A 26173-nucleotide genomic window follows, 5' to 3' on the forward strand; every position below is an offset into this window, starting at 1 on the left:
ACGACTGGTAGGGCCCGCAGCATGCGGGCCTTACATAACCGGACCAAGGGGGCCGACACATGGCATCGCCCGAAGGGACGAGAACATGGCTTTCGTCATTAAAGCGGAAATCTCAGACCCCGACGCGGAAACTTTCGCATTCACCGCGCAGAAAACCATGTATGGCGGCAAGACCATCATGGCGGGCGATACTGTTTTCCTGTTTGCCAGCGAAAATGAGGGCGGGCACGGCCTCATTGCGAGCGGCGTCGTGACAGCCACCCGGGCAATTGCCCGCAGACCGGGCATCGCGCGCCAAACGCCCCGGGTCGATCTCACCATAAAGAGAACGGCAACGGCCTGGCGTCCTCTCGGCCGGGCACAGTTGCGGGATTTCCGGGACTGGGAGGACGGGCAGCCTGAGACCGAACTCAATTTCAAACTTTACCGCCAGGCGACAGACAAGATCGTCGGCATATCTGACGAGGCAACACGTTTTATCGAGGCATTTTTCAAGCAATGAAATGATGTGCGCAGGCACGAGGAACTCCCGCCCCGCACTTGCGTTGATGAGCAGGTCCCTGACAAAAAAAGCAAATACGATTCCATCCCCCGCATGCGAAAGTAACCCGCACAAATGACGACAGACCAGATTCTCGCCTTCGTCGTCATCGCCGGCATGATGGTGGCCTTCATCTGGGACAGGTTTCGTTATGACGTCGTCGCCTGCAGCGCGCTGCTGGTGGCTGTAGCACTCGGCGTCGTGCCTTTCGACAAGGCATTTTCCGGCTTTTCGGATGATATCGTCATCATCGTCGGCAGCGCGCTGGTTGTCAGTTCGGCGGTGGCGCGTTCAGGCATCGTCGACATGACGATCAAGAAGTATTTCCCCGAGATGCATTCCAAAGGCCTGCAGCTCGCCTTCCTGATGATCGTCGTCGCCGTCATGTCGGCCTTCATCAAGAACATCGGCGCACTCGCCATCATGATGCCTGTCGCGTTCCAGTTCGCCCGCAAATCCGGAAGCCCGGTTTCCTATTACCTGATGCCCATGGCGTTTGCCGCCTTGCTGGGCGGGCTGATGACGCAGATTGGCACGTCGCCGAACATCGTCGTCTCGCGCCTGCGTGAGGAGATGACCGGTGAGAGCTTCTCGATGTTCGATTTCACGCCCGTTGGGGCTGGCCTCACCTTCATCGGCATCATCTTCCTGACCTTCGGTTATCGGTTGCTGCCGGTGCGCAACCGGGAAAAGGCCTCTGTCGAAGATATTCTCGACCAGTCCGCCTATACCGCCGAAGCGACGCTGCCTGCAGACAATAGCTTTGCGGACAAGCCGCTGCGCGAACTTCTCAAGCAGGCCGATGGCGATGTCATCGCCACCACCATCCTGCGCGGACCGCGGCGCATTTCCCCCTTTCCCGACGTGACGCTGAAGGCCGGAGACACGGTTCTGCTCGAAGGCAGCCCGGAAGAGCTCGACCGCATCGTCTCCCAGGCAAAGTTGCTGCTTTCCGGCAAGCCCCTGATGGAGAACGGCCAGAAAACCGCCGATCTCATTTCCATGGAGGCCGTCATCAGCAACGAATCCGTTCTGAACGGCATTTCGGCGCGGGAACTCGCGCTCTCCTATACGCGTGGCGTCAACCTGATCGCGGTGAGCCGGCGCGGCCAGCGTGTCAGCCAGCGGCTCTCGGAACTGACATTGCAGGCGGGTGACGTCATCCTTTTACAGGGCAGCCGCAAGAATCTGCCGCAGGTGCTGCAGGAATTTTCGCTGCTGCCTCTGGCGCAGCGGGAGATTCTGCTCGGCGTACAGCGCCGCGCGCTTTTGCCGGTCATCGTACTCGCCGCCGCCATGATCGCGGCCGGCAGCGGTCTGGTCCCGGTCTCGGTCGCCTTTTTCGCAGCCGCCTTCATGATGATCGTCGTCGGCGCCATTCCGCTGACCGAAGTCTACAAATCCGTCGATGGCCCGATCCTCGTCATGCTCGCCGCCCTCATTCCCGTCAGCGACTCGCTGCGCACCAGCGGCGCCAGCGAGTTGATCGCCGCCTGGCTCGGCAGCGCGGCTCAGGGCCTGCCGCCCTTTGCCGCGCTCGGCATGATCCTGCTCACCGCCATGGCGGTTACGCCCTTTCTCAACAATGCCGCAACGGTGCTGGTCATGGCGCCGATTGCCGCGGGTTTTGCCACCACGCTCGGTTTCCGGCCGGAGGCCTTCCTGATGGCGGTGGCGATCGGCGCGGGCTGCGATTTCCTCACCCCCATCGGGCACCAGTGCAATACGCTGGTCATGGGTCCTGGCGGTTATCGTTTCAGCGACTATCCGCGGCTTGGCCTGCCGCTGTCGATCATGATCGTCGTCGCCAGCATTCCCATGCTGCTTTACGTCTGGCCGGTCAACTGAAGCCAGCCGGCAGGACCGGCCGACCTCTGGAGACTCCATATTTCCTTGACGCCTGCGGCAGAATATGGCCTAAGCCCAAGCCGAACGGGAATATGAAAAAGGCACTTTCTTTTCGCCTTTCGACATGATGTCCTGCCGCATCCAAACGAAAACTCCGTGGTATCAGGGTGGAACCGCCCCGATGTCACCGCCACGTCACGACGAGTGAAATTCATGACCACTTCCGGCGTTCGCGTCCGCATCGCACCTTCCCCCACCGGCGAGCCGCATGTCGGCACCGCTTATATCGCGCTGTTCAACTATCTCTTCGCCAAGAAACACGGCGGCGAGTTCATCCTGCGCATCGAGGATACCGACGCCACCCGCTCGACCCTCGAATATGAGCAGAAGGTGCTGGAAGCCCTGCGCTGGACCGGCCTTACCTGGTCGGAAGGCCCCGATGTCGGCGGCCCTTACGGTCCGTATCGCCAGTCAGAGCGCAAGGCCATGTACTGGCCCTATGCCGAAGAACTTCTGGAAAAGGGCCATGCCTTCCGCTGTTTCTGCACGCCCGAGCGGCTGGAGCAGATGCGCGAGGCCCAGCGCGCCGCCGGCAAGCCGCCGAAATATGACGGACACTGCCTCAACCTGAAGGCCGAGGAAGTGACCGCGCGCGTTGCCGCCGGTGAAGCGAACGTCGTGCGCATGAAAATCCCGACCGAAGGCTCGTGCGATTTCCATGACGGCGTTTATGGCGATGTCTCGATCCCGTGGGATTCCGTCGACATGCAGGTGCTGATCAAGGCCGACGGCATGCCGACCTATCACATGGCCAACGTCATCGACGACCATCTGATGAAGATCAGCCATGTGGCGCGCGGTGAAGAATGGCTGGCTTCGGTGCCCAAGCACATCCTGCTGTACCGTTATTTCGGCTGGCAGGAGCCGGTGTTCATGCATCTTTCTTTGATGCGCAATGCCGACAAGTCGAAGCTTTCCAAGCGCAAGAACCCGACCTCGATCTCCTATTATTCCGCGCTCGGCTACCTGCCGGAAGCGTTGATGAACTTCCTCGGCCTGTTCTTCATCCAGATCGCAGAGGGCGAAGAGCTTCTGACCATGGACGAGCTCGCCGCGAAGTTCGACCCGGAAGCGCTTTCCAAGGCCGGCGCCATTTTCGACATTCAGAAGCTGGATTGGCTGAACGGCCGCTGGCTGCGCGAAAAGCTTTCGCCGGAAGAGTTCATTGCCCGCACACTGGAATGGGCGATGGAGAATTCCCGCCTGACCGAGGGCCTGAAGCTTGCGCAGAGCCGCGTTTCCAAACTCGGCGAGCTGCCTAACCTTGCCGGCTTCCTGCTCGCAAGCGATGCCGGCCTGACGCCCGCCTCCTTTGCCGGGCTGAAGAGCAAGCCGGAAGAAATCCACGAAATCCTCACCACGGTTGCGGCAGACCTCGAAAAGATGCCCGACTGGAACGTGGAAGCCATCGAGGCGGAGTTGCGCGATGTGGCCGAACGCACTGGCAAGAAGCTGCGTGTCGTCACGCCGCCGCTTTTCGTCGCCATGTCCGGATCGTCGCGCTCGCTGCCGCTGTTTGACTCGATGGCGCTGCTTGGCCGCTCCGTCGTGCGCCAGCGCCTGAAGGCTGCGATCGCCGTTGTGGCCACGATGGTTGGCAGCGGAAGCTGATGATGACGTGCTGGCGGTGACGGCAGCATTTTAGAATACGCCCTTTGCCTGGGGCTCACCCCCCTCTGCCCTGCCGGGCATCTCCCCCTCAAGGGGGGAGATCGACAAGCGGCTGACACCTTGCCCATGGAACGGGCGGGCGCGGCATCTGATCTCCCCCCTTGAGGGGGAGATGTCCGGCAGGACAGAGGGGGGTAACCCAGAGCGCCAAGGGTAACCGCAACGAACAAGCCCGCTAAAGGCGAACACGATGACCGACACCAAGACCGAAACCACCGCCCTCTCCTCCGACGCGACAGAAGTGCGCCGCCAGAAACTTGCGCTGCTGCGCGAGCAGATCGGCGACGTTTATCCGGCGCATTTCCACCGCACGATGAGCAATGCCGAGCTGGCGGAGAAATATGCCGATATCGAAGCCGACGTCGAGACCGGTGATACGGTGACGGTGGCGGGGCGCGTTTATTCCTCGCGCAATTCCGGCATGTTCATGGATATTCATGACGCCTCGGGCAAGGTGCAGGTCTTCTCGCACAAGGATACGACGCCGGAAGCGGCGCGCAACCTGCTGCCGATGATCGATATCGGCGACATCATCGGCGTGACCGGCAAGGTGCGCCGCACCAAGCGCGGTGAGCTGACGATCAACGCCGAAGAAATCACCATGCTGACGAAGTCGCTGCTGCCAATGCCCGAGAAGTGGCACGGCGTCTCTGACATCGAGCTGCGTTACCGCAAGCGCCACCTCGACATTCTCTCCAACGAGGAATCCAAGCTGCGATTCCTGCAGCGCTCGAAGATTCTCTCCGGCATCCGCCGCTTCATGGAGGCCGAAGGCTTCCTCGAAGTGGAAACGCCGATGCTGCAGACCGTCTATGGCGGCGCGACCGCCGATCCGTTCAAGACCTTCCACAACACGCTGAAGATGGACATGTATCTGCGCATCGCGCCGGAACTGTTCCTGAAGCGCACGCTGGTTTCGGGCCTGTCCGACAAGGTTTTTGAAATCAACCGCAACTTCCGCAACGAAGGCGTCTCCACACGGCACAATCCTGAATTCACCATGATGGAGTGCTACTGGGCCTATGCCGATTACGAGGACATCATGGGTCTCGTTGAGCGGCTGTTCGAGACGCTGGCGATCTCGCTCCACGGCACCACAGAGGTGGAATTCCAGGGCCAGACGATCTCGTTCAAGGGTCCGTTCAAGCGCGTGCCGATGCCTGATGCGGTGAAGGAAGCAACCGGTATCGACTTCCTCGCCATCAAGACCGACGAAGAAGCCCGAGCTGCCGCCAAGGCCGCCGGTTTTGCTGTCGAGAAGGACTGGACCTGGGGCGAATGCCTTGCCTTCATCTTCGAAGAGAAGGTGGAAGGCACGCTGATCCAGCCGAGCCACGTCACGCATTTTCCGAAGGACATCTCGCCCTTCGCCAAGGAAGTGCCGGGTGAACCGCGCCTCGTCGAGCGTTTCGAGAGCTATTGCAACGCCTGGGAAGTGGGCAACGCCTTCTCGGAACTCAACGATCCCGAAGAACAGCGCCGCCGCATGGTGGAGCAGCTGGAACAGGCGCATGCGCGTGGCGAAAAGGACAAGCAGCTGGACGACGAGTTCCTCGACGCCATCGACCAGGGCATGCCACCCGCCGGCGGCCTCGGCATCGGCGTCGACCGCTTGATCATGCTTTTGACCAACGCCCCGTCGATCCGCGACGTCATTCTCTTCCCGGCCCGCCGCAACAAGGCGGATTGAGGCACCAAGAGCGCTGCCCGGTTCGAATTTCCGGGCAAGCTGCAGTCCCCTTGAAGTTGGCGCTGAAGGGTGAATATTCACTCAACCTCATCCTCGGGCTTGTCCCGAGGATTTGCTAACGTAGCGATTTTGTTGACGTGCTTAGAGGCGTGGGACAAGCCCAAGGATGACGTTGCGCAAGCATGACAAGGCAGCGTCGGCGGAACCTGCCGCCGGCATAAAACAGGAACGCATCGGCAACAGCCGAATCCCTCTCAATGCCCCGCCTTGGCCTTTTCGCCAGCAGCTTCCTCTGCCACCGCCGCCTCTCCGTCCATCGGTTTTTCCTCCGCCGCCTGCGCGGTGGTCGAACCTTTTCCGAAGATCAGTGACTTCAGATAGGACAGGCTGAAGATGCTGCTGCCCTCGGCTTCCGGTGTCGAGGTCAGAAGCTCGTCGGTGACGGTCTCACCATGCGCTTCGGGAGACGGAGTTTCATCATGTGCTTCCGGAGCAGTTTCGCCATGGCCGGGCTCCGTTGGCGCAGCGTCATGTTCGCCGCTGGCCCCGCCCTTGCTTTCGCCGTGACCTTTGACGGACTTGCCCTCGTGGCCGCCCGCTTCCGGCTCCGCAACCGGCGTCGCACAATCGGCGAAGTCGCTGAGGCTGGCAGCCATGGCTTCGGTATCTTCAAGCGGCAGATCGATGCGCAGACCGTAAAACTGGCCGCTGCCATTTGCTGCGCCGTCATAATAGAAGGCTGAATAACGGCGGGCCTCGGCGCCCTCGGGAATTTTCGCCGGATCCGGAATGAAGACCACCTGTGCGGCAATGGCCCGGCCACGCATTTCCGAGCGCAGCTGCGGGCCGTTCCTGTCAAGCACGGAGACCTGAACCAGATCGGGCTTCTGTTTGTCGTAAAGCGCTTTGGCGACGCGCAGGGCGGTTTTCAACCGCTCCGTGCCGTCTCCGCCTTCGGTGCGAATGAACTTGCGTACCCATAGCGAGCCGTTCTTGCGGATATTCACTGTCTGGACTGCGTCGCAGGAAAGCCCATTGGTGGAGGCATAGGATGGGCCAAGCAGCCGCTCGCTGCCGATGAACACGGCAGCGGAACCGGTCGCGCCTGCCAAAAGCAGGATCCCGCCTCCAATCATAACGAGCTTGCGCGAAAACCGCATTCGTCCGAATACAGCTTTCACCCGCAACATCCTGACATCAAGTACCCCGCCTCTCGCCCTCACCCCGGAAACGTGGCTCGAAGGATGAGGAACACACGCGGGATAAGCTTCGGACCACGCTGTCCGAGCCTTCCGATAGTGCCGCTTTCTCATTGAAAAAAGTTTAATCCCGCAGGCAAGATACCCGCAAAAGCGCATCATCTTCGGACATTTCAGAAATCTCAAGATTTGCGAATGATTTGCAATAGCGTTGACAAAGGTGATTTTATAACAGATGGTATTGCGAATTAGTCGCAACAAAATCTGGTGAGCACGTGAACGTCCAAAAATTCCGCCACGCCATTTTCGCTTTCTCGCTTTTTCTTCCGGGCGTCGCCCTTGCCCAGGAAAAACCTGTTGTCGTGACCACCTTCACCATCATCGCCGATATGGCGCGCAACGTAGCGGGTGACGCGGCCGAGGTGGAAAGCATCACCAAGCCCGGCGCGGAAATCCACAATTACCAGCCGACGCCCCGCGACATTCTGAAGGCCCGCAAGGCCGATCTGGTGCTGCGCAACGGACTCAATCTGGAATTGTGGTTCGAGAAATTCCTGACTAACCTCTCCGGCGTGCCTGATGTGACGGTGAGCGATGGTGTGAAGCCGATGGCGATCAGCGGCGGCGCCTATCAGGGCAAGCCCAATCCGCACGCCTGGATGTCTCCCGATAACGCCTTGATCTACGTCGAAAATATTCGCAAGGGCCTGAGCGAGATCGACCCCGCCCACGCCGATGTCTACGCCGCCAATGCCAAGGCCTATTCGGACAGGATCAGGGCCACGGTGCAGCCGATCCGCAATGAACTTTCAGCCCTTCCGGAAAACAAGCGCTGGTTGGTGACGAGTGAAGGCGCCTTTTCTTATCTCGCCCGCGATTTCGGCCTGAAGGAATTGTTCCTCTGGCCGGTCAACGCCGATAGTCAGGGCACGCCGCAGCAGGTTCGGGGTGTGATCGACGCCATGCGCGAGCATAATATCCACGTCATCTTCAGCGAAAGCACCGTTTCCGCCGATCCCGCCCAGCAGGTGGCCAAGGAAACCGGTGCGGCCTATGGCGGCATTCTCTATGTGGATTCGCTGAGCGAGGCTGATGGTCCCGTCCCGACTTACCTGGACCTGCTGCGTGTGACGAGCGAAACAATCGCCAAGGGACTGTCTTCATGAGAATGGGGAGTAAAAAATCAGGCGGCGGCCTGACGGTTCAAAATGCGACAGTGACCTATCGCAACGGCCACACCGCATTAAGAGATGCCAGCTTCTCCATTCCCCGCGGAACGATCACGGCACTTGTCGGCGTCAACGGCGCCGGCAAGTCCACGATTTTCAAGGCGATCATGGGTTTCGTTCCTTTGGCCGCCGGTTCCGTCTCGATCTTCGACCTGCCGGTAAAGGAGGCGCTGAAGAAAAACCTCGTCGCTTACGTGCCGCAGGCGGAAGAGGTGGACTGGAGCTTTCCGGTGCTGGTGGAGGACGTGGTGATGATGGGCCGTTATGGCCACATGAACTTCCTGCGCATCCCCTCAAAGCGCGATAACCAGATGGTGGAAGAGGCGCTGAAACGCGTCAACATGCTCGATTATCGCAAGCGCCAGATCGGCGAACTCTCCGGCGGGCAGAAGAAGCGTGTGTTTCTGGCCCGCGCGCTGGCGCAGGAAGGGCAGGTGATCCTGCTGGACGAACCTTTCACCGGTGTCGACGTGACGACGGAGGAGCAGATCGTCGCGCTTTTGAAGGCACTGCGCGACGAGGGCCGCGTCATGCTGGTCTCCACCCACAATCTTGGCAGCGTTCCGGAATTCTGCGACCGCGCCGTCTTCGTCAAGGGTACGGTTCTGGCGTCGGGCAAAACAAGCGACACCTTTACAGAGGAAAACCTGCAAAGGGCTTTCGGCGGAAGCCTGCGCCACTTCGTTCTCGGCGGGGCAGAGTTGCATAGCGACGCCGATCCGCGCCGCCTGAAGGTCATAACCGATGACGAGCGGCCCTTCGTGATCTACGGCAAAAATGGCCAGGACAGGCGCGATTCTGAGGCTCCGAAAGAGAAAGCCGATGATTGACACCCTTCTTGAGCCTTTCACCTATGGTTACATGTTGAACGCCATCTGGGTCAGCGCACTGGTGGGCGGTGTCTGCGGCTTTCTCTCGGCCTATCTGATGCTGAAGGGCTGGTCATTGATCGGCGATGCGCTTTCCCATGCCATCGTTCCCGGGGTTGCCGGAGCCTATATGCTTGGCCTGCCCTTTTCGCTCGGCGCGTTTCTCTCCGGCGGGTTGGCGGCCGGGTCCATGCTGTTTCTGAACCAGAAGACACGGCTTAAGGAAGATGCGATCATCGGCCTGATCTTCACCTCGTTTTTCGGGCTTGGCCTGTTCATGGTATCGCTCTCGCCGACCTCGGTGAATATCCAGACCATCGTGCTCGGCAATATCCTCGCCATCACCGCCGAAGACACCATCCAGCTGGCTTTGATCGGCGGTATCAGCCTCCTTGTGCTTTCGCTGAAATGGCGCGACTTCATGGTGGTGTTCTTCGATGAGAACCACGCCCGCACCGTGGGGCTGAAACCGGAAGTGCTGAAGGTGATCTTCTTCACCCTGCTGGCCGCCTCCACGGTTGCCGCCCTACAGACTGTCGGCGCTTTCCTCGTCGTCGCCATGGTGGTGACGCCGGGCGCTACTGCCTATCTCCTGACCGACCGTTTCGAGCGGCTGATCCTGATGAGCCTCATCATCGGCGCGGCCACCAGCTTCATCGGCGCCTATCTCAGCTATTTTCTCGATGGCGCGACCGGCGGCGTCATCGTGGTGCTACAGACGGCGATCTTCCTTGCCGCCTTCGTCTTTGCACCCAAACACGGCCTGCTCGCCTCTCGCGCCAAGGCGCGCAGCGCGCTGGAGGAAACGCCATGAGTGAATATCTCGAACTAGCCATACTGCCGTTTCAGCTGCCTTTCATGCAATATGCCTTCCTGATCACGCTGATGATCGCGGTACCCATGGCAATGCTCTCCTGTTTTCTGGTGCTGAAGGGCTGGTCGCTGATGGGGGACGCCGTTTCCCATGCCGTGCTGCCCGGCGTGGTGGTGGCCTATATCGTTGGCATCCCGCTTTCCATCGGGGCCTTCATCGCGGGCATGATATGTGCCCTCGGCACCGGTTTCATCAAGGAAAACAGCCGCGTCAAGGAGGATACGGTGCTCGGCATCGTCTTTTCCGGCATGTTCGGGCTGGGACTGGTGCTTTACGTGAAGGTGCAGAGCGACGTACATCTCGACCATATCCTCTTCGGCGACATGCTCGGCATCGCGCCCTTGGACATGCTGGAGACGGGCGTGATCGCGCTTTTCGCCACCCTGTTTCTCGGCATCCTGCGAAAGGACCTGCTGGTCAACGCCTTCGATGCGCAACATGCAAGAGCCATCGGCCTGCCGGTGCGTGTGCTGCATTATGGCCTGCTGATGGTGCTGTCGCTCACCGTAGTCGGCGCGCTGAAGGCGGTTGGCATCATTCTCTCCGTCGCCATGCTCGTCGCACCGGGCGCAATCGCCTTTCTGCTGACCCGGCGTTTTTCCGTCATGCTGCTGGTGGCCATTGCGGTGGCGGTCGCCTCGTCGCTTGCGGGCATATGGCTGAGTTTCCTGATCGACAGCGCTCCCGCCCCCACGATCGTGCTCTTCATGAGCGTCACCTTCGTCGCGACATTCGTCCGCACCATCTGGAAAACCCGCCGTACCGACACGGCCCGTGAGACGGCAATATAAAAGAACGATTTTTACGGGCGCGTGGAACATTTTCTCCTTTTGCGCGTCATTTTATCGAGCCTGTCGCGGGGCGGCGGCTCGGGAAAATTTCGCAAAAGGGGAAGCGCCATGCTTAAATGGGCTCTTATTTTCTTTGTCATTTCTTTGATCGCGGGCGTGTTCGGCTTTACCGGCATTTCGGCAGCCGCAGCCGGCGTGGCCCGCATTCTGTTCTTCATCGCCGTGGTGATCTTCCTGGTCTTCCTCGTGCTTGCGCTGATGGCCGGAAGCGCCGTCGTCTGAATGAAAAAGGCGACCGGTTGTCACGCCGGTCGCCCTCCCCTCTCCCTTGAAATCCGTCAGCCCGTCCAGCCGCCATCAATGACATGGATCTGGCCGGTGGTGAAACCTGCTTCGTCTGACGCGAGGTAGGTGACGAGCGCTGCGATCTCTTCCGGCGTGGCGATGCGGCCCATAGGCTGGCGCGCGATGAAATCTGCAAGAGCCTGTTCGTAATTGCCGGTGGCGCGCAGACGATCGTGCAGCGAAGGGCTATCCACCGTTCCGGGGCAGATGGCGTTGCAACGAATGCCCTTTGTCACGAAGTCCGCCGCGATCGCCTTGGTCAGGCCCACAACGGCGGCCTTGGAAGCGGTGTAGGCAAACCGGTTTGGCACGCCCTTTACGCTGGAAGCAACCGAGGACATGTTGACGATTGCGCCCTTGCCCTTCTCCAGCATGCTGGGCAGGAAAGCGCGGCAGGTACGGTACATGGCCTTTGCGTTGAGGTCGAAGGAGAAATCCCAGTCCTTCTCCTCACACTCGAGGATGGTGCCGGAATGAACAAAACCGGCGCAGTTGAACAGCACATCCGCATGGCCGATATCGGCGGCAAAATCTTTTACGCCATCGCCGTCGAGCACGTTCAGGACCCGCGTCTCTGCCCCCTTGAGCGTAGAAAGCGCCTGCTCATTGATATCGGTGGCGATGACGCGCGCCCCGAGCGACACGAACCGCTCTGCCGCCGCCCGCCCGATACCCTGACCGGCCGCGGTGATCACCACTGTCCGGCCGTTAAAATCCTGCACCATGAATAGCCTCCCGCTAAGGCACGCCCGCCTGCCGGGGCCGAGCCGTTGAATTTCAGTGATCTCAAATATGGATCGACAATTCATATGTAAACGCGGTATTCATATGGCGTCAAGCAAACTTGCGTGGACGGCCGGTATAGGGCAAGCCTATTTTCAGGCCCAGCCCGGCGCCGGCGACCATACACACCATCATCATCGAGGCCAGATGACCGACGACGACAGCGAAAGATATCGCGCTCCCGCCCTCGACAAGGGCCTGGACATTCTCGAACTTCTGGCCCGCACCGATGGCGGGCTGACACAGATCGAGATCGCCAAGTCCATCGGAAAGAGCCCCAACGAGCTTTACCGCATGCTGGACCGGCTGGTACGCCGGGGTTATGTGCAGCGGCTTGACGGCGATCGATTCTCTTTGACGCTGAAGATGTTCGGGCTGGCGCATTTCCATGCGCCGATCCGCCGGCTGGTTTCCTTCGCGGCCCCTGTCATGCGCGATTTTTCGGCGAGTGCGGAGCAGGCCTGCCATCTGGCGGTCCATGATCGCGGCAGCGTTGTGGTCATTGCCCAACAGGAATCATCCACCTACTGGGCCATGTCCATGCGTGTCGGCGCGCAGATGAGCCTGTTCCACACCGGCTCGGGCCACGTGCTTCTGGCCTTCCAGACAGAAGCGCAGCGCCAGATCATGATAACCGAACAGGTGCGCGGCAGCGGCGAGACCATACCGCAGGGTCTTGCCGATCGGCTGGCAGAGGTGCGCAAGAACGGCTTCGAATCGATGGACAGCCTCCAGACCGCCGGGGTCCGCAATATTTCCGCTCCGGTGCTGACGCTCGATGGCACCGCGCTGGCCGTGATCACCTGCCCCTATATTACCCCTCTTGGCGGCAAGGCGCCCACACGCGAGGCCTGCGAGGTGTTGATCCGCGAGGCGGCAAAACGTATCTCCGAGATCGTGACGGGCACTATCTGAGCACAAAAAAACGCGACCGGCAGGGACCCGATCGCGTTTCAGTTGACTGGAGATTTATGTCTCGTAAACGTCGGGGGAACGTGGATGGTTCCCCCTTTTTTCGTCAGGCGGCGGCGGCCGTCAGTTCCTTGCGCACCATTTCGCGCAGCGTCACCAGATCCTTGGCGAAGAGGCGGATACCTTCCGAGAGCTTCTCGGTGGCCATTGCGTCTTCGTTCAGCGCCCAGCGGAATGCCTTCTCGTCCAGCGACTGCAGCGGCTCAGCCTTGACGTTGTCTGCCGAAAGCTTGCGCTCCAGCTTGCCGGTATCCTTGTCTAGCTCTTCCAGCAGCGCCGGGCTGATCGTCAGGCGGTCGCAACCGGCAAGCGCTTCGATTTCGCCGACGTTGCGGAAGGACGCGCCCATGACGACGGTGCTGATGCCATTGGCCTTGTAGTAGTTGTAGATGCTGCGCACGGAAACGACGCCCGGATCGGTCTCGGCGGTGTAGTTTTCGCCGGTCGACTTCTTGTACCAGTCAAGGATACGGCCGACGAAGGGCGAAATGAGGAAGACCTTGGCTTCGGCGCAGGCAATCGCCTGAGCCTGCGAGAAAAGGAGCGTCAGGTTGCAGTCGATGCCTTCGGACTGCAGCACTTCGGCAGCCTTGATGCCTTCCCAGGTGGAAGCAAGCTTGATGAGGATGCGTTCACGCTCGATGCCGCGCTCCTTGTAGGCGGCAATGATGTGGCGGGCCTTCGTGATGGAGGCTTCGGTATCGAATGAAAGGTCGGCATCGACTTCGGTCGATACGCGGCCCGGCACGAGGCCGGCAAGCGCTGCCCCCACGGAGATGGCCAGTCGATCGGCAACGGCGGCAACAACGGCGTCGGACTGACCGCCCTGCTTCTTGCCCCAGGCGACGGCTTCCTTGACCGCATCGGCAAATGCCGGCGTGCCAAGCGCCTTCAGAACGATTGTCGGGTTGGTGGTGCAATCCACCGGCTTCAGGCGGGCAACCGCCTCGATATCGCCGGTGTCGGCAACGACCGTGGTGATGGCGCGAAGTTGTTCGAGTTTGGATGTCATATCGAATGATCCTTCATGATCTCTTGAAAACTTGCTCAGCCGTCATTTCGTTGCCGCACCATGGGTGCGCCCAAGGCCGAAATCGCGGTTTCGTCGGCTTCGACTATCGCAAGCGGCACGGTCGAAAGTCAAGACATTTGCGCATCGCAATTGACATAAGTTTCATGCCTGCGATACTCGGCGAACACAATGAATGGCGGAAACCGTGGCGAAACTGAGAAGAGAAACCCATACAGCCTATTCGGAAGCGGCTTCGCTGCGGCTGCGGGCGGCATGGCTCTATTATAACCAGGGCATGACGCAGAAAGATGTCGCCGAAAAACTGGGTATCAGCCGCTCCACCGTCATCCGCCTGCTGGACGAAGCGATGAAGCGCTCCGAAGTGCAGATATGGATCAATGAGGGCATCGAAGATTTCGTCTCGCTGGCCGGCCAGCTTGAGGCGGCTTACGGGCTGGACGAGGCCGTGATCATCCCCTCTCCCGACAAAGCCAGTGCGGAAGGCACCGCCAAGGCCGTCGGGCTGGCGCTGGGGCAATTCCTCTCCGAAGCGGTGCCGAATGGCGCCACCATCGGCGTCGGCTGGGGTCGCACCATGACCGCCTCGCTTTCCAGCTTCCGCCCGCCGCGCCGGGAGAACTGCAAGGTCGTTTCGCTGCTCGGCGGTATCGTCGCCGTGCACCAGACCAACCCGCTCGATTACACCTGGCGGCTGGCGAGCGCGCTCGGCGCGGAATGTTACATGTTCCTCGCGCCGCTGCTGGTGGATTCGGTCGAGACCAAACGGGCGCTGATCGAAAAATGCGGGCTTGCAACGCTGTACGATCTCGCCGAAACGCTCGATCTTGCCATCGTCTCCTGCGGCGATATCGGCCCGCACTCCACATCTTTGTCGGAAGGTTTCATCTCCAGGGAGACGCTGCGGGAACTCATCGACGCCGGCTGCGTCTGCGACACCATGTTCAACTTCATCGATGCCGAGGGCCGCTCGGTCGATCATCCCATCAACCAGCGCGCCATGGCGATCGATCTCGATACGCTGCGCAAGGCCAAACACATCGTGCTTGCCTCCGGCGGCGCCCACCGCGCCATCGCCATCCGCGCCACGATCAAGCGGATCGGCTGCAATACGCTGATAACGGACGAGGCGGCGGCGCGGGCTTTGATGGAGCTGGTTTAGGCGTTGTCAGGCAGCCTACTCAGACACCCCTCTTTCCTGTGACAAGCACAGGGATGAGGGAGACTAGCCTCACAGCTTCCCCGTTTCCCAACCCAGCATCGCCCGCTTGCGAGTGAGGCCCCAATGATAACCGGTCAGCGCCCCGCTTTTGCCGACAGCGCGATGACAGGGAACGACGAAGGATACCGGGTTTGCCCCCACTGCGGCACCCACGGCGCGGGAGGCGGTGGGCTGGCCGATATCGCAGGCGATGTGCGAATAGGTGACCGCGCGGCCCATTGGGATTTTGAGGAGGCTTTCCCATACCCGCACCTGAAAATCCGTACCGAGCAGCACAACACGCAGCGGCCTGTCCGCCGACCACATGGACGTATCGAAGATGCGGGCGGCATAAGGCGCGGTCGCTTCGCGATCCTCGACATAGTCAGCGTTCGGCCAGCGGCCGGCCATGTCCTCAAAACAGGCCTTCTCCTCACCCGGATCGGCAAAAGCGCAGCCGGCAAGGCCACGATCGGTCACCATGACCAGCGCAAGACCGAAGGGCGAGGTGTGGAACCCGTAGCGGATCGTCAGCCCGCCGCCCTTCGCCTTCCATTCGCCGGGCGACATGGCTTCATGCGTGACGAAGAGGTCGTGCAGGCGTCCAGGCCCCGACATGCCGACCTCGATCGACGTTTCGAGCAGCGGCAGATCCTCCTCGCGCAAAAGCCGCTTGGCATGATCGAGCGTTACAGCCTGAAGAAATGCCTTGGGCGAAAGGCCGGCCCAGCGGGTGAAAGTCTTCTGCAATTGCGTCGGTGACTGGCCGAGCCTTGCGGCAATGGCTTCGAGGGAGGGCTGCTCGCGATAATCCAGCGTCAAAAGCTCGATGACCCCGCGCACCGTGTCGTAATCGGATCCGATGGGGGTGATGTCTTCGTTCAGCGTAATATTGGCGTTCATCGCAAATCTCCTAACGCACGAGAGAAAACCATTAAAGTGTGGTGGTCTCCACCCGTTTCTTGCGCCCTGCTTCATTTCTACCGTCATACCGGCCTCGAGCCGGTATCCAGCCAGCCCAAGTCCTTGGGCTGAAAGGAGTCTTTTCCGCCGCGCCGACGCGCGTCGGCTGGATTCCGGCCCAGGGCCGGAATGACGGAGGGAGAGCTGGATTATCCTCTTACATCCGCCGCCGCACCGTCGCCAGCGCACCGCCAAACGCCTTGGCAAAGCTTTCCCGATCATCCGGATTGAGGAACGAGCCGATGTCGGTCGCCCGGCCCTCGCCCGTCACATGCATCGAGACGATGCCGATCTCGTCATGCCGCCTCACCCTGAAACGCGCCCAGAACGGATTGAAGCGATGCTCCACCATTCGTCCGGCAGGGGAGAATTTTCGGATCGACAGGCTGGTGCGCGAGACGCTGACCTCTTCCCGCGCCTTGGCCGCCCGGTAATTGGCGCGGAAAGCGATATAAAGCAGCAGAAAATCCAGTCCGAAAAACAGGCCGATCGGCCACGCTCCGGTGGCGAAGAAAAAGCCGCCATAGATCAGGCAGGCAAATCCCGACAGGATGAGAAGCAGCCGGAAACCGCGGCGGCCAAGCGAACGGTGCGGAACGAGTTCCGCCGCGAAAATCGGCTGGTCGTTGAGCGTATCCACGTTGCTTTCCTTTGGGCGGGCTGGCTATAGATAATCCATGACAATCGCCAAGAAACGATCCAGCACCCAAACCTTGAAAAAGTCAAATCCGGCAGCCGCACGCAGGCCGGCGCGGGTGAAGACGGCCTATTCCAGGGAGGAGCTCAGCGAAATCTTCCGCCGCTTTTCCATCCAGCGGCCGGAACCGAAAGGCGAGCTGGAACATACCAATCCCTTCACCCTGCTGGTGGCTGTGGCGCTATCCGCACAGGCGACGGATGTGGGCGTGAACCGGGCCACCCGCGCGCTGTTCAAGGTGGCCGATACGCCGGAAAAGATGCTGGCGCTCGGCGAGGAACAGCTGATCGGTTATATCAAGACCATCGGGCTTTACCGTAACAAGGCGAAAAACGTCATTGCCCTGTCGCAGATGCTGATCGACAATTTCGGCGGCGAGGTGCCGAAGACCCGCGAGGAACTGGTGACGCTTCCCGGTGTGGGCCGCAAGACGGCCAATGTGGTGATGTCGATGGCCTTCGGCGTGCCCACACTTGCGGTGGACACACATGTGTTCCGCATCGCCAACCGGCTCTGTCTTGCGCCGGGCAAGACCCCTGACGAGGTTGAAGACCGGCTGATCCGCATCATTCCCGAAGAATATCTGTTCCATGCCCATCACTGGCTGATCCTGCACGGGCGTTACTGCTGCAAGGCACGCAAGCCGGAATGCGAGCGCTGCGTGATTGCCGATATCTGCAAATCGCCGGAAAAGACCTTCGATATTCCGGCACCGCTGGTGGAATTACCCGCGCAGCTGTTCGGTTCGGCTGGCGGCGAATGAAGGGTCGCGGCGGCTGACAGCCTTGTGCAGATGCACCATCATGGAGGCCGCAAAAAGCGGCGTCAGCAGGTTGAGGAATGGAACCGCCAGAAAGGCCGCAATGACCAGCCCGGCCATGAAGACGGTGGTGCGGTGTTTTACCCGGAACAGCCGGGCGTCAGCGGGCGAGCGGAAACGCATCGCCGCGAATTCGAAGAATTCCCGGCCGAGCAGGTAACCGTTCACCAGAAAAAACGCGATGAGGTTGATACCGGGAACAAGCAGCAGAAAAAGCGCAATGAGGTTGCCGGCAATGACAACGCCGAAAAACTTGATGGAGGAGAGCACGGCCTCGCCCATCGGCATCGCCTTGCCGGGCGGATCGTCCGGATAGCTCTTCTTTTCAACCACTTCGGCGACATCGTCGAGAAACAGGCCGGCGATGACGGCAGTGACCGGCGAGATGAGCAGCGCCAGTGCCAGAGCCAGCCCTATTCCGGCGAAAATGGCGAAAACGAAGCTCAGCCAGCCCGCCCAGTCCGGCACGCCCGGAATCAGCGCGTCTATCCATGGCAGGGCGAAATAGATGAAGATCGAGCGGATGGCGAACCACAGGGCCGCGAGCACGAGAAGGGTGAGCCCCAGTACCTTCCAGAATACCGACCGGGTTTCGGCGGCAAAGAGATTTTGGAAGGCGAGCCGCGCCGCATCAAAAATCATTCGGAACTCCTTGAAGCTTCTCGGGTTGGGGCACTCTCTCAGGAGGAGATAGGCGATGACCCCATCCTGCGCAAGACGGGGTCCCCAAAGGTAGATTAGCGCGATCTAAACCGGAGATGGAATTTTCTCTTGAATAAAAGGTATCTCTAAAATATAATAATATACCTATCATAATTCGCATTCCGGTCCGGTGGAGGACAAGGCCGGAAAAGCTATCCCCCACCGTCAAATTGCGGTTCGCACGCTTGTCTGCGCGCGCGCATGCATCATCGTTCAATAAAGATAAGAATGAGGCGTTGGTGGAAAAGCTGCTGTTGAACCTTACGCGCGCCATGAAGGCAGGCACACCTTCCGAGCGCAAGATCGCCAAATATCTGATCGAACATCTCGACGAATTACCGTTCGAGACGGCGCAGACGCTGGCTGCGAAGCTCGGCCTCAGCCCGATGACGGTCGGACGTTTCCTGCGCTCGCTGGGATACCGGCAGTTCAGCGATATCCGTGCCGATCTGCGCCATGCCGAAGAAACCGCCGGCGCCGACCAGCCCGCAACGGCGGAAGGCGGCGAACGCCAGTCCAACCCGTTTTCACAGCTTCTTTCGCAGCAGATCCAGGCCGTCCAGACCGCCTTCGACATGACGTCCCAGTCAATCTGGCGGCTTGCCATGAACGAGATCACCACGGCGGGCGATGTCTTTCTGGCAACCTCGCCGGAGGGTCTCGATGCCGGGCGGCATTTCTACGCGCGTCTTCTCGAAAGCCGGGGGCACATCCATTATCTCGGCAGCGACAGCGCCGCCTATGTTGCCCTGTGGGATTTCGACGCCGCGAAGACCCTGCTTGTCATCATGGATTGCGGCGGCAGCCTGTCACCGCTGCAGCGGCTTGCTGCGATGGCGCGCAAGAGCGGCTTTCGCACATTGCTGATCACCACGCGCTTCTACGAATGGGGCCCGGAAAGTGCAGACCTCTGTCTCGCCATGCCGCAGGCGCAAAATGGCGGCCAAGGCTTGCTGCAACTGGTTTCCCTGCTGGAATTCACCCTCTGCGCGCTAAGCGCCGGGGCCGATGACAGCGGCAGAGCAAGGGCAAAGAACCTCACCGCCCTGAAACGCTCGCTGCGTGGCTGATTGCGTTTAGCGGCAGCGGCGGCATATGGATCGAGCGGTTGCCGCTTGTTTCTTCTCCCCGGCGGGGAGAAGAAACGCGCGGCACCTACTCGGCCTTGCTATTTGCCTTCAGAAAATCAAAGGCTCTCGAGTTCCTGACGATGCCGGTACATGGCGAGAAAACGGCGATAATCCCGCTCATAACGTGGTCCCCGCGCCGGATCGCCTGATATTTCCGCGTTGCCGGGATACATGGCGGCGCCAGCAGCCGCGAGGCTTGCATGCACCCCGCCGGCGGTTGCCGCTGTCATTGCGGTGCCCAGTAACACCGCATCGGCGGTGGCGGGAACCACGATGCGCTTGCCGGTCACATCGGCATAAAGCTCCATCAGCAGCGGGTTTTTCACATGTCCGCCAGTGACATGCAGGCTCTCCACGGCATAACCGAAACGCTCCATCGCATCGAGCACATGGCGCGCGCCGAGCGCAATCGCCACGGCGGTGCGCCAATAGAGACGGCAGAGGCTGTCGAAAGACGTATCCAATGTCAGCCCGCTGATGACGCCGACGGCGTGCGGATCGGCAAGCGGCGAGCGGTTGCCGTGAAAATCCGGCAGCACATGCAGCCGCTCGGCAAAGGCCTCGCCCTCAAGCGCCCGCAATTCCGTTACCCGCGCAACGATGCGGGCATGCAGCGCCGTATCCGGCTCCCCGCCCGCCGCATGCATGCGTACCATATGATCGAGCAGCGCGCCGGTGGCCGATTGCCCGCCCTCCACCAGCCAGTGCCCGGGCAGGATCGCCTGCCAATAGGGGCCCCAGAGGCTATGGCCGGGCATCTGCCGCTCCGACACCGCGACAAGGCAGCTCGAAGTCCCGGCGATCAGCGCAACATGGCGGCCAACATCGGCAGACAGGCATCCGCCCAGCGCCCCCAGCGCGCCGGCATAGGCGTCAATCATGCCCGCAGCGACCTGACAAGCGGTATCCAGACCAAGCTCGGCGGCAGCTTCGGGCGAAAGCGGGCCGATGCTTTCTCCCGGCATCACGGTGGTTTCGGGGAGCCCCGCCCGCTCTCTCAAGTCGGCAAGCCCCGCCAGTTCGAGATAATCCGCCTGCCAGCCGGGATTTTCCTGCGCAAGAAAATTCCACTTCGCCGTCTGCGTGCAATTTGAACGTTTTGCTGAACCAGTCGCTTTCCACGTCAGGAAATCCGCCAGATCGAAGGCGAAGGACATGCGCGACCAGCTCTCGGGCATATGCTGCTTCAGCCACATCAGCTTCGGCATCTGCATTTCCGGCGAGACGCTGTTGCCGGCGAAATCCAGCACCCGGTGTCCCGATGCCGTCAGCCGGTCGGCCTCCGATATCGCCCGGTGATCGAGCCAGACGATGGTGTCGAACCGGTCTTCCCCGGTCACGGATACCGAAACCGGCTCACCCCGCCCATCGCGGATGACGAGCGAGCAGGTGGCATCGAAACCGATTGCAGCAATGCTTTGCGGCGGAACACCCGCCTCGGCAAGCGCTGCCCTTACCACGATGCAGACTGCCTTCCATATGTCGGTGGAATCATGTTCGGCGTGGTTTTCCTGCGGCCTCTGCATCAGGATCGGATGGGTGGCGCGGGCAAGCAGCCGGCCGGCCGCATCGAAAATGCCGGCCCGGGCGCTGGCGGTGCCGACATCGACAGCGACGAGATTTTGACGCTTCAAGACTGCAATTCCATCCCTTGCGCAACGGCCCGGCGACAGCGGCGGCAGGCGAAATACGTTTTAGCCTGCATCACGTTCCGCTTGGCCGCCCAAACCGCCTTTCCCCACATAGCTGCCGACAAGTTGGACCAAATCCGGCATCGCGTCAAACACGGCATCCGCGCCAAGCCCGGCGATCTTTTCACGGAATGCGGGAAAACGGGCATGCGAACCACCGGTAAAAGCAAAAACGCCCATGCCGGCGGCCTTTGCCGCGGCAATACCGGCCGGGCTGTCCTCGATCACGATGCAGTGGCGCGGATCGACGCCCATCTGGCGCGCCGCGTGCAGGAAGAGATCAGGCGCCGGCTTGCCGTTCTTCACCATGGTGGCGCTGAAGACATGCGGTTCGAATTTGTCGATCAGGCCGGTCAGCCCCAGTGAATAACGGATACGTTCCGGCTGACTGGAGGAAGCAACACAGCGCCTGAATGGCACAAGCCTGTCGAGCGTTTGCGCAATGCCGTCGATCGGCTGCAACTCGCTTTTGAAGCGCTCGAATAGCGTCGCCCGCATATGATCGAGAAAATCGATATCCGTCTCGACACCGTAATCCTCGAACAACGTCCTTGTCATGCTGGCGACGCTTCGGCCGAGAAAGCGCTCATAGGCTTCCTCCTCCCCCATCGTCACACCCAGATGGGAGAGCATGTCGAGGAGGACGGAGATGGAAACCGGCTCGCTGTCGACAAGAACGCCGTCGCAGTCGAAAATCAAAAGGGGGCCGGTGTCGTCTTCCATCTCATCGTCACTTTTCAGCCAGCTTGTCATCCAGATAAAGCTGCAAGGTCTTCGCTGTACCCTCTTGCCACAGCGTCTTCAGCGCGTGGGCGAAGCGTTTACGGAAAAGTTCCGATTCGGCAACTGCTCCGAAAATATCGTTAAGCGCGAGGAAGGCCATGGGATCGTCCTTGGCCTTGATGGCCGCCGCCTGCAGGCGCTCGGCGCTGGCATCGTTGAAGACGATTTCCTTGCCGCTGTCGGACGTGCCGTAGAAATAGCGGCACCACAAGGCCGAAACCAGCGAAAGACCGATGATATCCTCTCCGCGCTCCAGCCGGTCGGCGGTGGAAGGCAGGATGAATTTCGGCTGGCGGTTGGAACCGTCCTGCGCCAGACGCGGAATGGTGTCGCCAATCTTCGGATTGAGGAAGCGCCGCTCGATCAGCGAGAAATACTCATTGAGATCGGTATCCGGCACCGGCGGAATGACCGGTATGATCTCTTCCTTTTCGAGCTTTGCCAGAAACGCCCGGATCAGCGGATGCTCCATCGCTTCGTGGACAAAGTGGATGTCGAGCAGCGCCGCCGGATAGGCGATTGCCGCATGGCCGCCATTGAGGATGCGGATTTTCATATGCTCATAGGGCGCAACATCGGATACGAACTGCACGCCCGCCTTTTCCAGCGCCGGCCGGCCGGCCGGGAAATTATCCTCCATCACCCATTGCTTGAATTCTTCGCAGAAGACCGGCCAGTTGTCGTCGATGTTGAAGTCATCCCGGGCGATGTTGCGTTCGCGCTCGCCGGTGGCTGGCGTGATGCGGTCGACCATCGAATTGGGGAAGGCAACGTTTTCGCCAATCCAGTTGGCGAAGGCCGGATCGGACAGGGCCGCCAGCCCGACCACGGCATTTTTCGTGACCTTGCCATTATGCGGAATGTTGTCGCAGGACATGACGGTGAAAGGCTGCACGCCCTCCTCGCGCCGCGCCTTCAGCCCGGCGACGATCAGCCCGAACACGGTTTTCGGCGAAGCCGGGTTTCTGCCGTCTTCGGCAATCGCCGGATGCTGCGGATTGAAGGAGCCGGAGGCGTCAATGAAGTAACCGCCTTCCGTGATCGTCATGGAGACGATGCGGATCTGCGGATCGGCCAGTTTTTCGATGATCGCCGCGCTGTCTCCGACCGGCAGAATATCGATCATCGGCCCGGTGACACGCGCACCGGTGCGGTTATTGTCCTGCTCCACAACGGTCGTCAGGAAATCCTGTGCGGCGAGTTTTTCGCGCATCACCGTATCCGACGGCAGGACACCCGCGCCGATGATCGCGAAGTCATGGTCCGCTCCGGTGTTGAACAGGTCGTCGAGATAAACCGCCTGATGGGCGCGGTGGAAATTGCCAACGCCGAAATGCACGATGCCGGCGGAAAGATCGTCCCGGCTATAGGACGGAACCGCCGCCGTTTTTCTGGCTTCGTCAAGCGTTGCGAGGGAAAGTTTGCATGTCATGTCATGATCCTCGAAGGGAAAACGGTGGTCTTGCCAATCGCCCTGTCGCGGGCATTCGGACTATCTGCAAACGGCCGCCACCGAATGGCGAGCCGCTGCGTCTTGAGGGCCAGCCCCGCCTAGATTGCTTTGCCCTTGTCATCGAACCTGTGGATTTTGGTATCGTCGGGCGTGATGAAGACAGTGTCGCCGTGTTTGCAGGCGAATTCGCCGTCGGCGCGGGCGGTAATCGGGCCGATGCCTGGGACATCGATATGCAGAAAAGTGTCGGAGCCGAGATGTTCGGCGACCGTGACCTTGCCCTGCCACAGCCCGCTTTCCTTCGATAGCACCAGATGTTCCGGCCGTACCCCGGCGGTGGTGGCATTCTTGCTGCGGGCGAAGTCGCCGGTGATGAGGTTCATGCGCGGCGAGCCGATGAAGCCCGCAACGAAGAGGTTGGCGGGAGAACGATAAAGCTCCATCGGCGAGCCGACCTGCTCGATATTGCCGCGGTTCAGGACAACGATCTTGTCGGCCATGGTCATGGCTTCCACCTGGTCGTGGGTGACGTAGATCATCGTTGTCTTCAGCGTGTTGTGCAGCTCGGATATTTCCAGCCGCATGGTGCCGCGCAGTGCCGCATCGAGGTTGGAAAGCGGCTCGTCGAACAGGAAGGCGGAGGGTTCCCGCACGATGGCGCGGCCGATGGCCACGCGCTGGCGCTGGCCGCCCGAGAGCTGCGAGGGCCGGCGCTCGAGATAATCGGTGAGGTTCAGCACGCGGGCGGCATCCTCCACCTTCTTGTCGATGACGGCCTTGTCGAGCTTGGCCATCTTCAGCGGAAAGGCGATGTTGTTGCGAACGCTCATATGCGGATAAAGCGCATAGGACTGGAACACCATGGCAAGGCCACGCTCGGCCGGCGCACGCTCGGTCACATCCTTGCCATCAATGACGATCTTGCCGCCGGAGACGTCTTCGAGCCCGGCGATGAGGCGCAGCAACGTGGACTTGCCGCAGCCGGACGGACCGACAAAGACGACGAATTCGCCGTCATTGATATCGAGATCGATCGACGGGATGACCTTTGCCTCACCGAAGACCTTGGACACGTTCTGAAGGGAAATGCTGCCCATGTTTGTCGTTCCTTATTTCACGGCGCCAAAGGTCAGGCCGCGCACGAGTTGCTTCTGCGAGAACCAGCCAATGACGAGAATGGGGGCGATCGCCATCATCGAGGCGGCCGAAAGTTTTGCCCAGAACAGCCCCTGCGGCGAGGAGAAGGAGGCAATGAAGGCCGTCAGTGGTGCCGCATTGGTGGTGGTCAGCCGGATGGTCCAGAAGGATTCATTCCAGGCGAGGATGACGTTCAAGAGCAGCGTCGAGGCAATGCCGGGCACCGCCATCGGTGTCAGCACATGCACGATCTCGTTCCACAGCGATGCACCATCCATGCGCGCCGCTTCCAGGATCTCGCCGGGAATTTCCCGGAAATAGGTGTAGAGCATCCAGATGACGATCGGCAGGTTGATGAAAGTCAGCATGATGGTGAGGCCAATGCGGGTATCGAGCAGGCCGGCATTGCGGAAGATCAGATAGATCGGCACCAGCACGGCCACGGCCGGCATCATCTTGGTGGAAAGCATCCACATCAAAATGTCCTTGGTGCGCTTGGTCGGCGAGAACGCCATGGCCCAGGCGGCGGGAATGGCGATGATCAGCGCGATGATTGTCGAGCCGAGCGACAGCACGACCGAGTTCATGAAGGGCTTGAAGTAATCGCGCTGGGTCTGGACCGTCACGTAATTCTCAAGCGTGCCCGAGGGGATGAGGCTGAAGCCGGCGATCGCCTCCGGCTCGGTCTTGATGGAAGTGAGGAAGGCGTAAAGGATCGGGAAGAACAGCAGGAGCGCGACGATCCATGCAGCGATGGAGAAGCCGATCTTTGCGCGAGTGGTTGTCTTGCGGGCCATGATGTTTCCCCTTTACCGGTCGAGGTTCTTGCCGACCGCGCGCATCAGGAAGATGGCGACGATATTGGCGAGGATAACGGCGATGATACCGCCGGCCGAGGCGCCACCCACGTCATAACCCAGAAGTGCGGTGCGATAGATCAGGAAGGCAAGGTTGGTGGAAGCGTAGCCTGGGCCGCCATTGGTGGTGACGAGGATTTCCGCGTAGACGCCGAGCAGGAAGATCGTCTGGATGAGGATGACGACCGTGATGGCGCGGGAAAGATGCGGCAGCGTCAGATAGATGAAGCGGTTGGCGAAGTTGGCCCCATCCATCTCGGCCGCTTCCTTCTGCTCACCATCGAGCGATTGCAGCGCGGTGAGCAGGATCAGCGTCGCAAAGGGCAACCATTGCCAGGCGACGATGATGATGATGGACAGCAGCGGAAACTGTGCAAACCAGTCCACCGGCTGGAAACCGAAGAAGCGCGACAGATCGGCGAGCACCCCATAGCCGGGATGCATGATCATATTCTTCCACACCAATGCTGCCACCGGCGGCATGACGAAGAAGGGCGAGATGATCATGATGCGCACAATGCCCTGGCCGAAAATGTCGTTGTCGAGCAAAAGCGCAATGGCAATACCGCCGATGACGGTGATCAAAAGCACCCCGCCGACGATCAGAAGCGTGTTCCAGATCGACTGGAAGAAGGCCGGATCGGTGTAGAAATACTGGTAATTGAACAGGCCGGCGAAGCTGACATTGGCTGGGTTCAGGAGGTTGTAGTTCTGGAACGAGAACCACAGGGTCATTGCCAGAGGCACGATCATCCAGACCAGAAGCAGCAGAACCGAAGGCGCAAGCATCACCCGCGCAAGACCGCTTGTGTTTCGTGTTGCCATTTGCACTCACCT

Annotated in this window: 25 protein-coding genes; 13 read left to right on the forward strand and 12 right to left on the reverse strand. The window is 60.4% G+C overall.

What is annotated here, in order from left to right; genetic code table 11:
- Positions 1 to 85 precede the first annotated feature (85 nt).
- The 4 genes from HQN82_RS15140 to lysS all read left to right on the forward strand — a co-directional run bounded on the left by HQN82_RS15140 (position 86) and on the right by lysS (position 5810).
- Positions 86 to 502 (forward strand): hypothetical protein, encoded by a 417-nt coding sequence (locus HQN82_RS15140; protein ID WP_022562749.1) that lies wholly within the window; start codon positions 86 to 88, stop codon positions 500 to 502.
- Between the two features lie 114 nt (positions 503 to 616).
- The gene (locus HQN82_RS15145) at positions 617 to 2389 is read left to right on the forward strand and encodes an SLC13 family permease (protein WP_173615145.1); all 1773 of its coding nucleotides are present in this window, start codon (positions 617 to 619) and stop codon (positions 2387 to 2389) included.
- A 213-nt stretch (positions 2390 to 2602) separates the two neighbouring features.
- The gene (gltX, locus tag HQN82_RS15150; protein ID WP_022562751.1) at positions 2603 to 4060 is read left to right on the forward strand and encodes a glutamate--tRNA ligase; all 1458 of its coding nucleotides are present in this window, start codon (positions 2603 to 2605) and stop codon (positions 4058 to 4060) included.
- Positions 4061 to 4310: 250 nt separating this feature from the next.
- Positions 4311 to 5810 (forward strand): lysine--tRNA ligase, encoded by a 1500-nt coding sequence (gene lysS, locus HQN82_RS15155; RefSeq protein ID WP_022562752.1) that lies wholly within the window; start codon positions 4311 to 4313, stop codon positions 5808 to 5810.
- 254 nt (positions 5811 to 6064) lie between these two features.
- Here the strand turns inward: lysS and HQN82_RS15160 are convergent, their stop codons facing one another.
- Positions 6065 to 7000, reverse strand: coding sequence for a hypothetical protein (locus tag HQN82_RS15160; RefSeq protein ID WP_234904905.1), 936 nt, complete (start codon positions 6998 to 7000; stop codon positions 6065 to 6067).
- Positions 7001 to 7284: 284 nt separating this feature from the next.
- Between HQN82_RS15160 and HQN82_RS15165 the strand changes: the two genes are divergently transcribed.
- The 5 genes from HQN82_RS15165 to HQN82_RS15185 all read left to right on the forward strand — a co-directional run bounded on the left by HQN82_RS15165 (position 7285) and on the right by HQN82_RS15185 (position 11054).
- Positions 7285 to 8175: a metal ABC transporter substrate-binding protein gene (locus tag HQN82_RS15165; protein ID WP_022562754.1), complete on the forward strand. Its 891-nt coding sequence runs from the start codon at positions 7285 to 7287 to the stop codon at positions 8173 to 8175.
- A complete protein-coding gene (locus tag HQN82_RS15170; protein WP_022562755.1) occupies positions 8172 to 9068 on the forward strand; it encodes a manganese/iron ABC transporter ATP-binding protein in 897 nt (298 codons plus the stop codon). Before HQN82_RS15165 ends, HQN82_RS15170 begins: the two co-directional genes overlap by 4 nt.
- Complete coding sequence (locus tag HQN82_RS15175; RefSeq protein ID WP_022562756.1) at positions 9061 to 9921, forward strand: metal ABC transporter permease; 861 nt, start codon at positions 9061 to 9063, stop codon at positions 9919 to 9921. Before HQN82_RS15170 ends, HQN82_RS15175 begins: the two co-directional genes overlap by 8 nt.
- Positions 9918 to 10772, forward strand: a complete 855-nt coding sequence (locus tag HQN82_RS15180; RefSeq protein WP_022562757.1) for a metal ABC transporter permease — start codon at positions 9918 to 9920, stop codon at positions 10770 to 10772. Before HQN82_RS15175 ends, HQN82_RS15180 begins: the two co-directional genes overlap by 4 nt.
- Positions 10773 to 10880: 108 nt before the next feature.
- Positions 10881 to 11054 (forward strand): DUF1328 domain-containing protein, encoded by a 174-nt coding sequence (locus HQN82_RS15185; protein ID WP_003499086.1) that lies wholly within the window; start codon positions 10881 to 10883, stop codon positions 11052 to 11054.
- A 56-nt stretch (positions 11055 to 11110) separates the two neighbouring features.
- Here HQN82_RS15185 and HQN82_RS15190 read toward each other — a convergent pair whose 3' ends face one another.
- Positions 11111 to 11842, reverse strand: coding sequence for an SDR family oxidoreductase (locus HQN82_RS15190; protein WP_022562758.1), 732 nt, complete (start codon positions 11840 to 11842; stop codon positions 11111 to 11113).
- Between the two features lie 205 nt (positions 11843 to 12047).
- Here HQN82_RS15190 and HQN82_RS15195 point away from each other — a divergent pair, with 205 nt between their 5' ends.
- Positions 12048 to 12815: an IclR family transcriptional regulator gene (locus HQN82_RS15195; protein ID WP_034496812.1), complete on the forward strand. Its 768-nt coding sequence runs from the start codon at positions 12048 to 12050 to the stop codon at positions 12813 to 12815.
- A 103-nt stretch (positions 12816 to 12918) separates the two neighbouring features.
- Here HQN82_RS15195 and tal read toward each other — a convergent pair whose 3' ends face one another.
- Positions 12919 to 13884 carry a transaldolase gene (gene tal, locus HQN82_RS15200; RefSeq protein WP_004445235.1) on the reverse strand — a complete coding sequence of 322 codons (966 nt, stop codon included), beginning with the start codon at positions 13882 to 13884 and terminating at the stop codon, positions 12919 to 12921.
- Positions 13885 to 14089: 205 nt separating this feature from the next.
- On the opposite strand from tal, the gene HQN82_RS15205 reads away from it, so the two are divergent.
- Positions 14090 to 15064: a sugar-binding transcriptional regulator gene (locus HQN82_RS15205; protein WP_034497564.1), complete on the forward strand. Its 975-nt coding sequence runs from the start codon at positions 14090 to 14092 to the stop codon at positions 15062 to 15064.
- A 69-nt stretch (positions 15065 to 15133) separates the two neighbouring features.
- Here the strand turns inward: HQN82_RS15205 and HQN82_RS15210 are convergent, their stop codons facing one another.
- Both HQN82_RS15210 and HQN82_RS15215 read right to left on the reverse strand, forming a co-directional pair.
- Entirely contained in the window at positions 15134 to 16006 is an 873-nt protein-coding gene (locus HQN82_RS15210) for a methylated-DNA--[protein]-cysteine S-methyltransferase (protein WP_173615146.1), read from the reverse strand.
- Between the two features lie 217 nt (positions 16007 to 16223).
- Positions 16224 to 16706, reverse strand: a complete 483-nt coding sequence (locus HQN82_RS15215; protein ID WP_022562762.1) for a DUF2244 domain-containing protein — start codon at positions 16704 to 16706, stop codon at positions 16224 to 16226.
- Between the two features lie 37 nt (positions 16707 to 16743).
- On the opposite strand from HQN82_RS15215, the gene nth reads away from it, so the two are divergent.
- On the forward strand, positions 16744 to 17526 hold the full coding sequence (nth, locus tag HQN82_RS15220; RefSeq protein WP_173615147.1) for an endonuclease III: 783 nt from the start codon (positions 16744 to 16746) through the stop codon (positions 17524 to 17526).
- Here the strand turns inward: nth and HQN82_RS15225 are convergent.
- Positions 17488 to 18225 carry a sulfate transporter family protein gene (locus HQN82_RS15225; protein WP_004445244.1) on the reverse strand — a complete coding sequence of 246 codons (738 nt, stop codon included), beginning with the start codon at positions 18223 to 18225 and terminating at the stop codon, positions 17488 to 17490. The genes nth and HQN82_RS15225 overlap by 39 nt on opposite strands.
- 296 nt (positions 18226 to 18521) lie before the next feature.
- Between HQN82_RS15225 and HQN82_RS15230 the strand changes: the two genes are divergently transcribed.
- Positions 18522 to 19355 (forward strand): MurR/RpiR family transcriptional regulator, encoded by an 834-nt coding sequence (locus tag HQN82_RS15230; RefSeq protein ID WP_173615148.1) that lies wholly within the window; start codon positions 18522 to 18524, stop codon positions 19353 to 19355.
- A 116-nt stretch (positions 19356 to 19471) separates the two neighbouring features.
- On the opposite strand, the gene HQN82_RS15235 is transcribed toward HQN82_RS15230, so the two are convergent.
- The 6 genes from HQN82_RS15235 to HQN82_RS15260 form a co-directional block, all read right to left on the reverse strand.
- Entirely contained in the window at positions 19472 to 21049 is a 1578-nt protein-coding gene (locus HQN82_RS15235; RefSeq protein WP_173615149.1) for an FGGY-family carbohydrate kinase, read from the reverse strand.
- A 60-nt stretch (positions 21050 to 21109) separates the two neighbouring features.
- Entirely contained in the window at positions 21110 to 21829 is a 720-nt protein-coding gene (locus tag HQN82_RS15240) for an HAD family hydrolase (protein ID WP_037092314.1), read from the reverse strand.
- A gap of 7 nt (positions 21830 to 21836) precedes the next feature.
- Complete coding sequence (locus HQN82_RS15245; protein WP_173615150.1) at positions 21837 to 23321, reverse strand: mannitol dehydrogenase family protein; 1485 nt, start codon at positions 23319 to 23321, stop codon at positions 21837 to 21839.
- A gap of 119 nt (positions 23322 to 23440) precedes the next feature.
- Positions 23441 to 24439: an ABC transporter ATP-binding protein gene (locus HQN82_RS15250; protein WP_173615151.1), complete on the reverse strand. Its 999-nt coding sequence runs from the start codon at positions 24437 to 24439 to the stop codon at positions 23441 to 23443.
- Positions 24440 to 24451: 12 nt separating this feature from the next.
- The gene (locus HQN82_RS15255; protein WP_004445255.1) at positions 24452 to 25276 is read right to left on the reverse strand and encodes a carbohydrate ABC transporter permease; all 825 of its coding nucleotides are present in this window, start codon (positions 25274 to 25276) and stop codon (positions 24452 to 24454) included.
- A 12-nt stretch (positions 25277 to 25288) separates the two neighbouring features.
- Positions 25289 to 26161: a carbohydrate ABC transporter permease gene (locus HQN82_RS15260; protein WP_034496826.1), complete on the reverse strand. Its 873-nt coding sequence runs from the start codon at positions 26159 to 26161 to the stop codon at positions 25289 to 25291.
- Positions 26162 to 26173: the final 12 nt, after the last annotated feature.

The organism is Agrobacterium pusense (genome assembly GCF_013285525.1).
In the GTDB taxonomy this organism is placed as follows: domain Bacteria; phylum Pseudomonadota; class Alphaproteobacteria; order Rhizobiales; family Rhizobiaceae; genus Agrobacterium; species Agrobacterium pusense.

Excerpts from the sequence above, each read along its gene's own strand:
- HQN82_RS15140 (WP_022562749.1), top strand. The coding sequence starts at position 86 with ATGGCTTTCGTCATTAAAGCGGAAATCTCAGACCCCGACGCGGAAACT.
- HQN82_RS15145 (WP_173615145.1), top strand. The coding sequence starts at position 617 with ATGACGACAGACCAGATTCTCGCCTTCGTCGTCATCGCCGGCATGATG.
- gltX (WP_022562751.1), top strand. The coding sequence starts at position 2,603 with ATGACCACTTCCGGCGTTCGCGTCCGCATCGCACCTTCCCCCACCGGC.
- lysS (WP_022562752.1), top strand. The coding sequence starts at position 4,311 with ATGACCGACACCAAGACCGAAACCACCGCCCTCTCCTCCGACGCGACA.
- HQN82_RS15160 (WP_234904905.1), bottom strand. The coding sequence starts at position 7,000 with ATGTTGCGGGTGAAAGCTGTATTCGGACGAATGCGGTTTTCGCGCAAG.
- HQN82_RS15170 (WP_022562755.1), top strand. The coding sequence starts at position 8,172 with ATGAGAATGGGGAGTAAAAAATCAGGCGGCGGCCTGACGGTTCAAAAT.
- HQN82_RS15175 (WP_022562756.1), top strand. The coding sequence starts at position 9,061 with ATGATTGACACCCTTCTTGAGCCTTTCACCTATGGTTACATGTTGAAC.
- HQN82_RS15180 (WP_022562757.1), top strand. The coding sequence starts at position 9,918 with ATGAGTGAATATCTCGAACTAGCCATACTGCCGTTTCAGCTGCCTTTC.
- HQN82_RS15185 (WP_003499086.1), top strand. The coding sequence starts at position 10,881 with ATGCTTAAATGGGCTCTTATTTTCTTTGTCATTTCTTTGATCGCGGGC.
- HQN82_RS15190 (WP_022562758.1), bottom strand. The coding sequence starts at position 11,842 with ATGGTGCAGGATTTTAACGGCCGGACAGTGGTGATCACCGCGGCCGGT.
- HQN82_RS15195 (WP_034496812.1), top strand. The coding sequence starts at position 12,048 with ATGACCGACGACGACAGCGAAAGATATCGCGCTCCCGCCCTCGACAAG.
- tal (WP_004445235.1), bottom strand. The coding sequence starts at position 13,884 with ATGACATCCAAACTCGAACAACTTCGCGCCATCACCACGGTCGTTGCC.
- HQN82_RS15210 (WP_173615146.1), bottom strand. The coding sequence starts at position 16,006 with ATGAACGCCAATATTACGCTGAACGAAGACATCACCCCCATCGGATCC.
- nth (WP_173615147.1), top strand. The coding sequence starts at position 16,744 with ATGACAATCGCCAAGAAACGATCCAGCACCCAAACCTTGAAAAAGTCA.
- HQN82_RS15225 (WP_004445244.1), bottom strand. The coding sequence starts at position 18,225 with ATGATTTTTGATGCGGCGCGGCTCGCCTTCCAAAATCTCTTTGCCGCC.
- HQN82_RS15240 (WP_037092314.1), bottom strand. The coding sequence starts at position 21,829 with ATGGAAGACGACACCGGCCCCCTTTTGATTTTCGACTGCGACGGCGTT.
- HQN82_RS15245 (WP_173615150.1), bottom strand. The coding sequence starts at position 23,321 with ATGACATGCAAACTTTCCCTCGCAACGCTTGACGAAGCCAGAAAAACG.
- HQN82_RS15250 (WP_173615151.1), bottom strand. The coding sequence starts at position 24,439 with ATGGGCAGCATTTCCCTTCAGAACGTGTCCAAGGTCTTCGGTGAGGCA.
- HQN82_RS15255 (WP_004445255.1), bottom strand. The coding sequence starts at position 25,276 with ATGGCCCGCAAGACAACCACTCGCGCAAAGATCGGCTTCTCCATCGCT.
- HQN82_RS15260 (WP_034496826.1), bottom strand. The coding sequence starts at position 26,161 with ATGGCAACACGAAACACAAGCGGTCTTGCGCGGGTGATGCTTGCGCCT.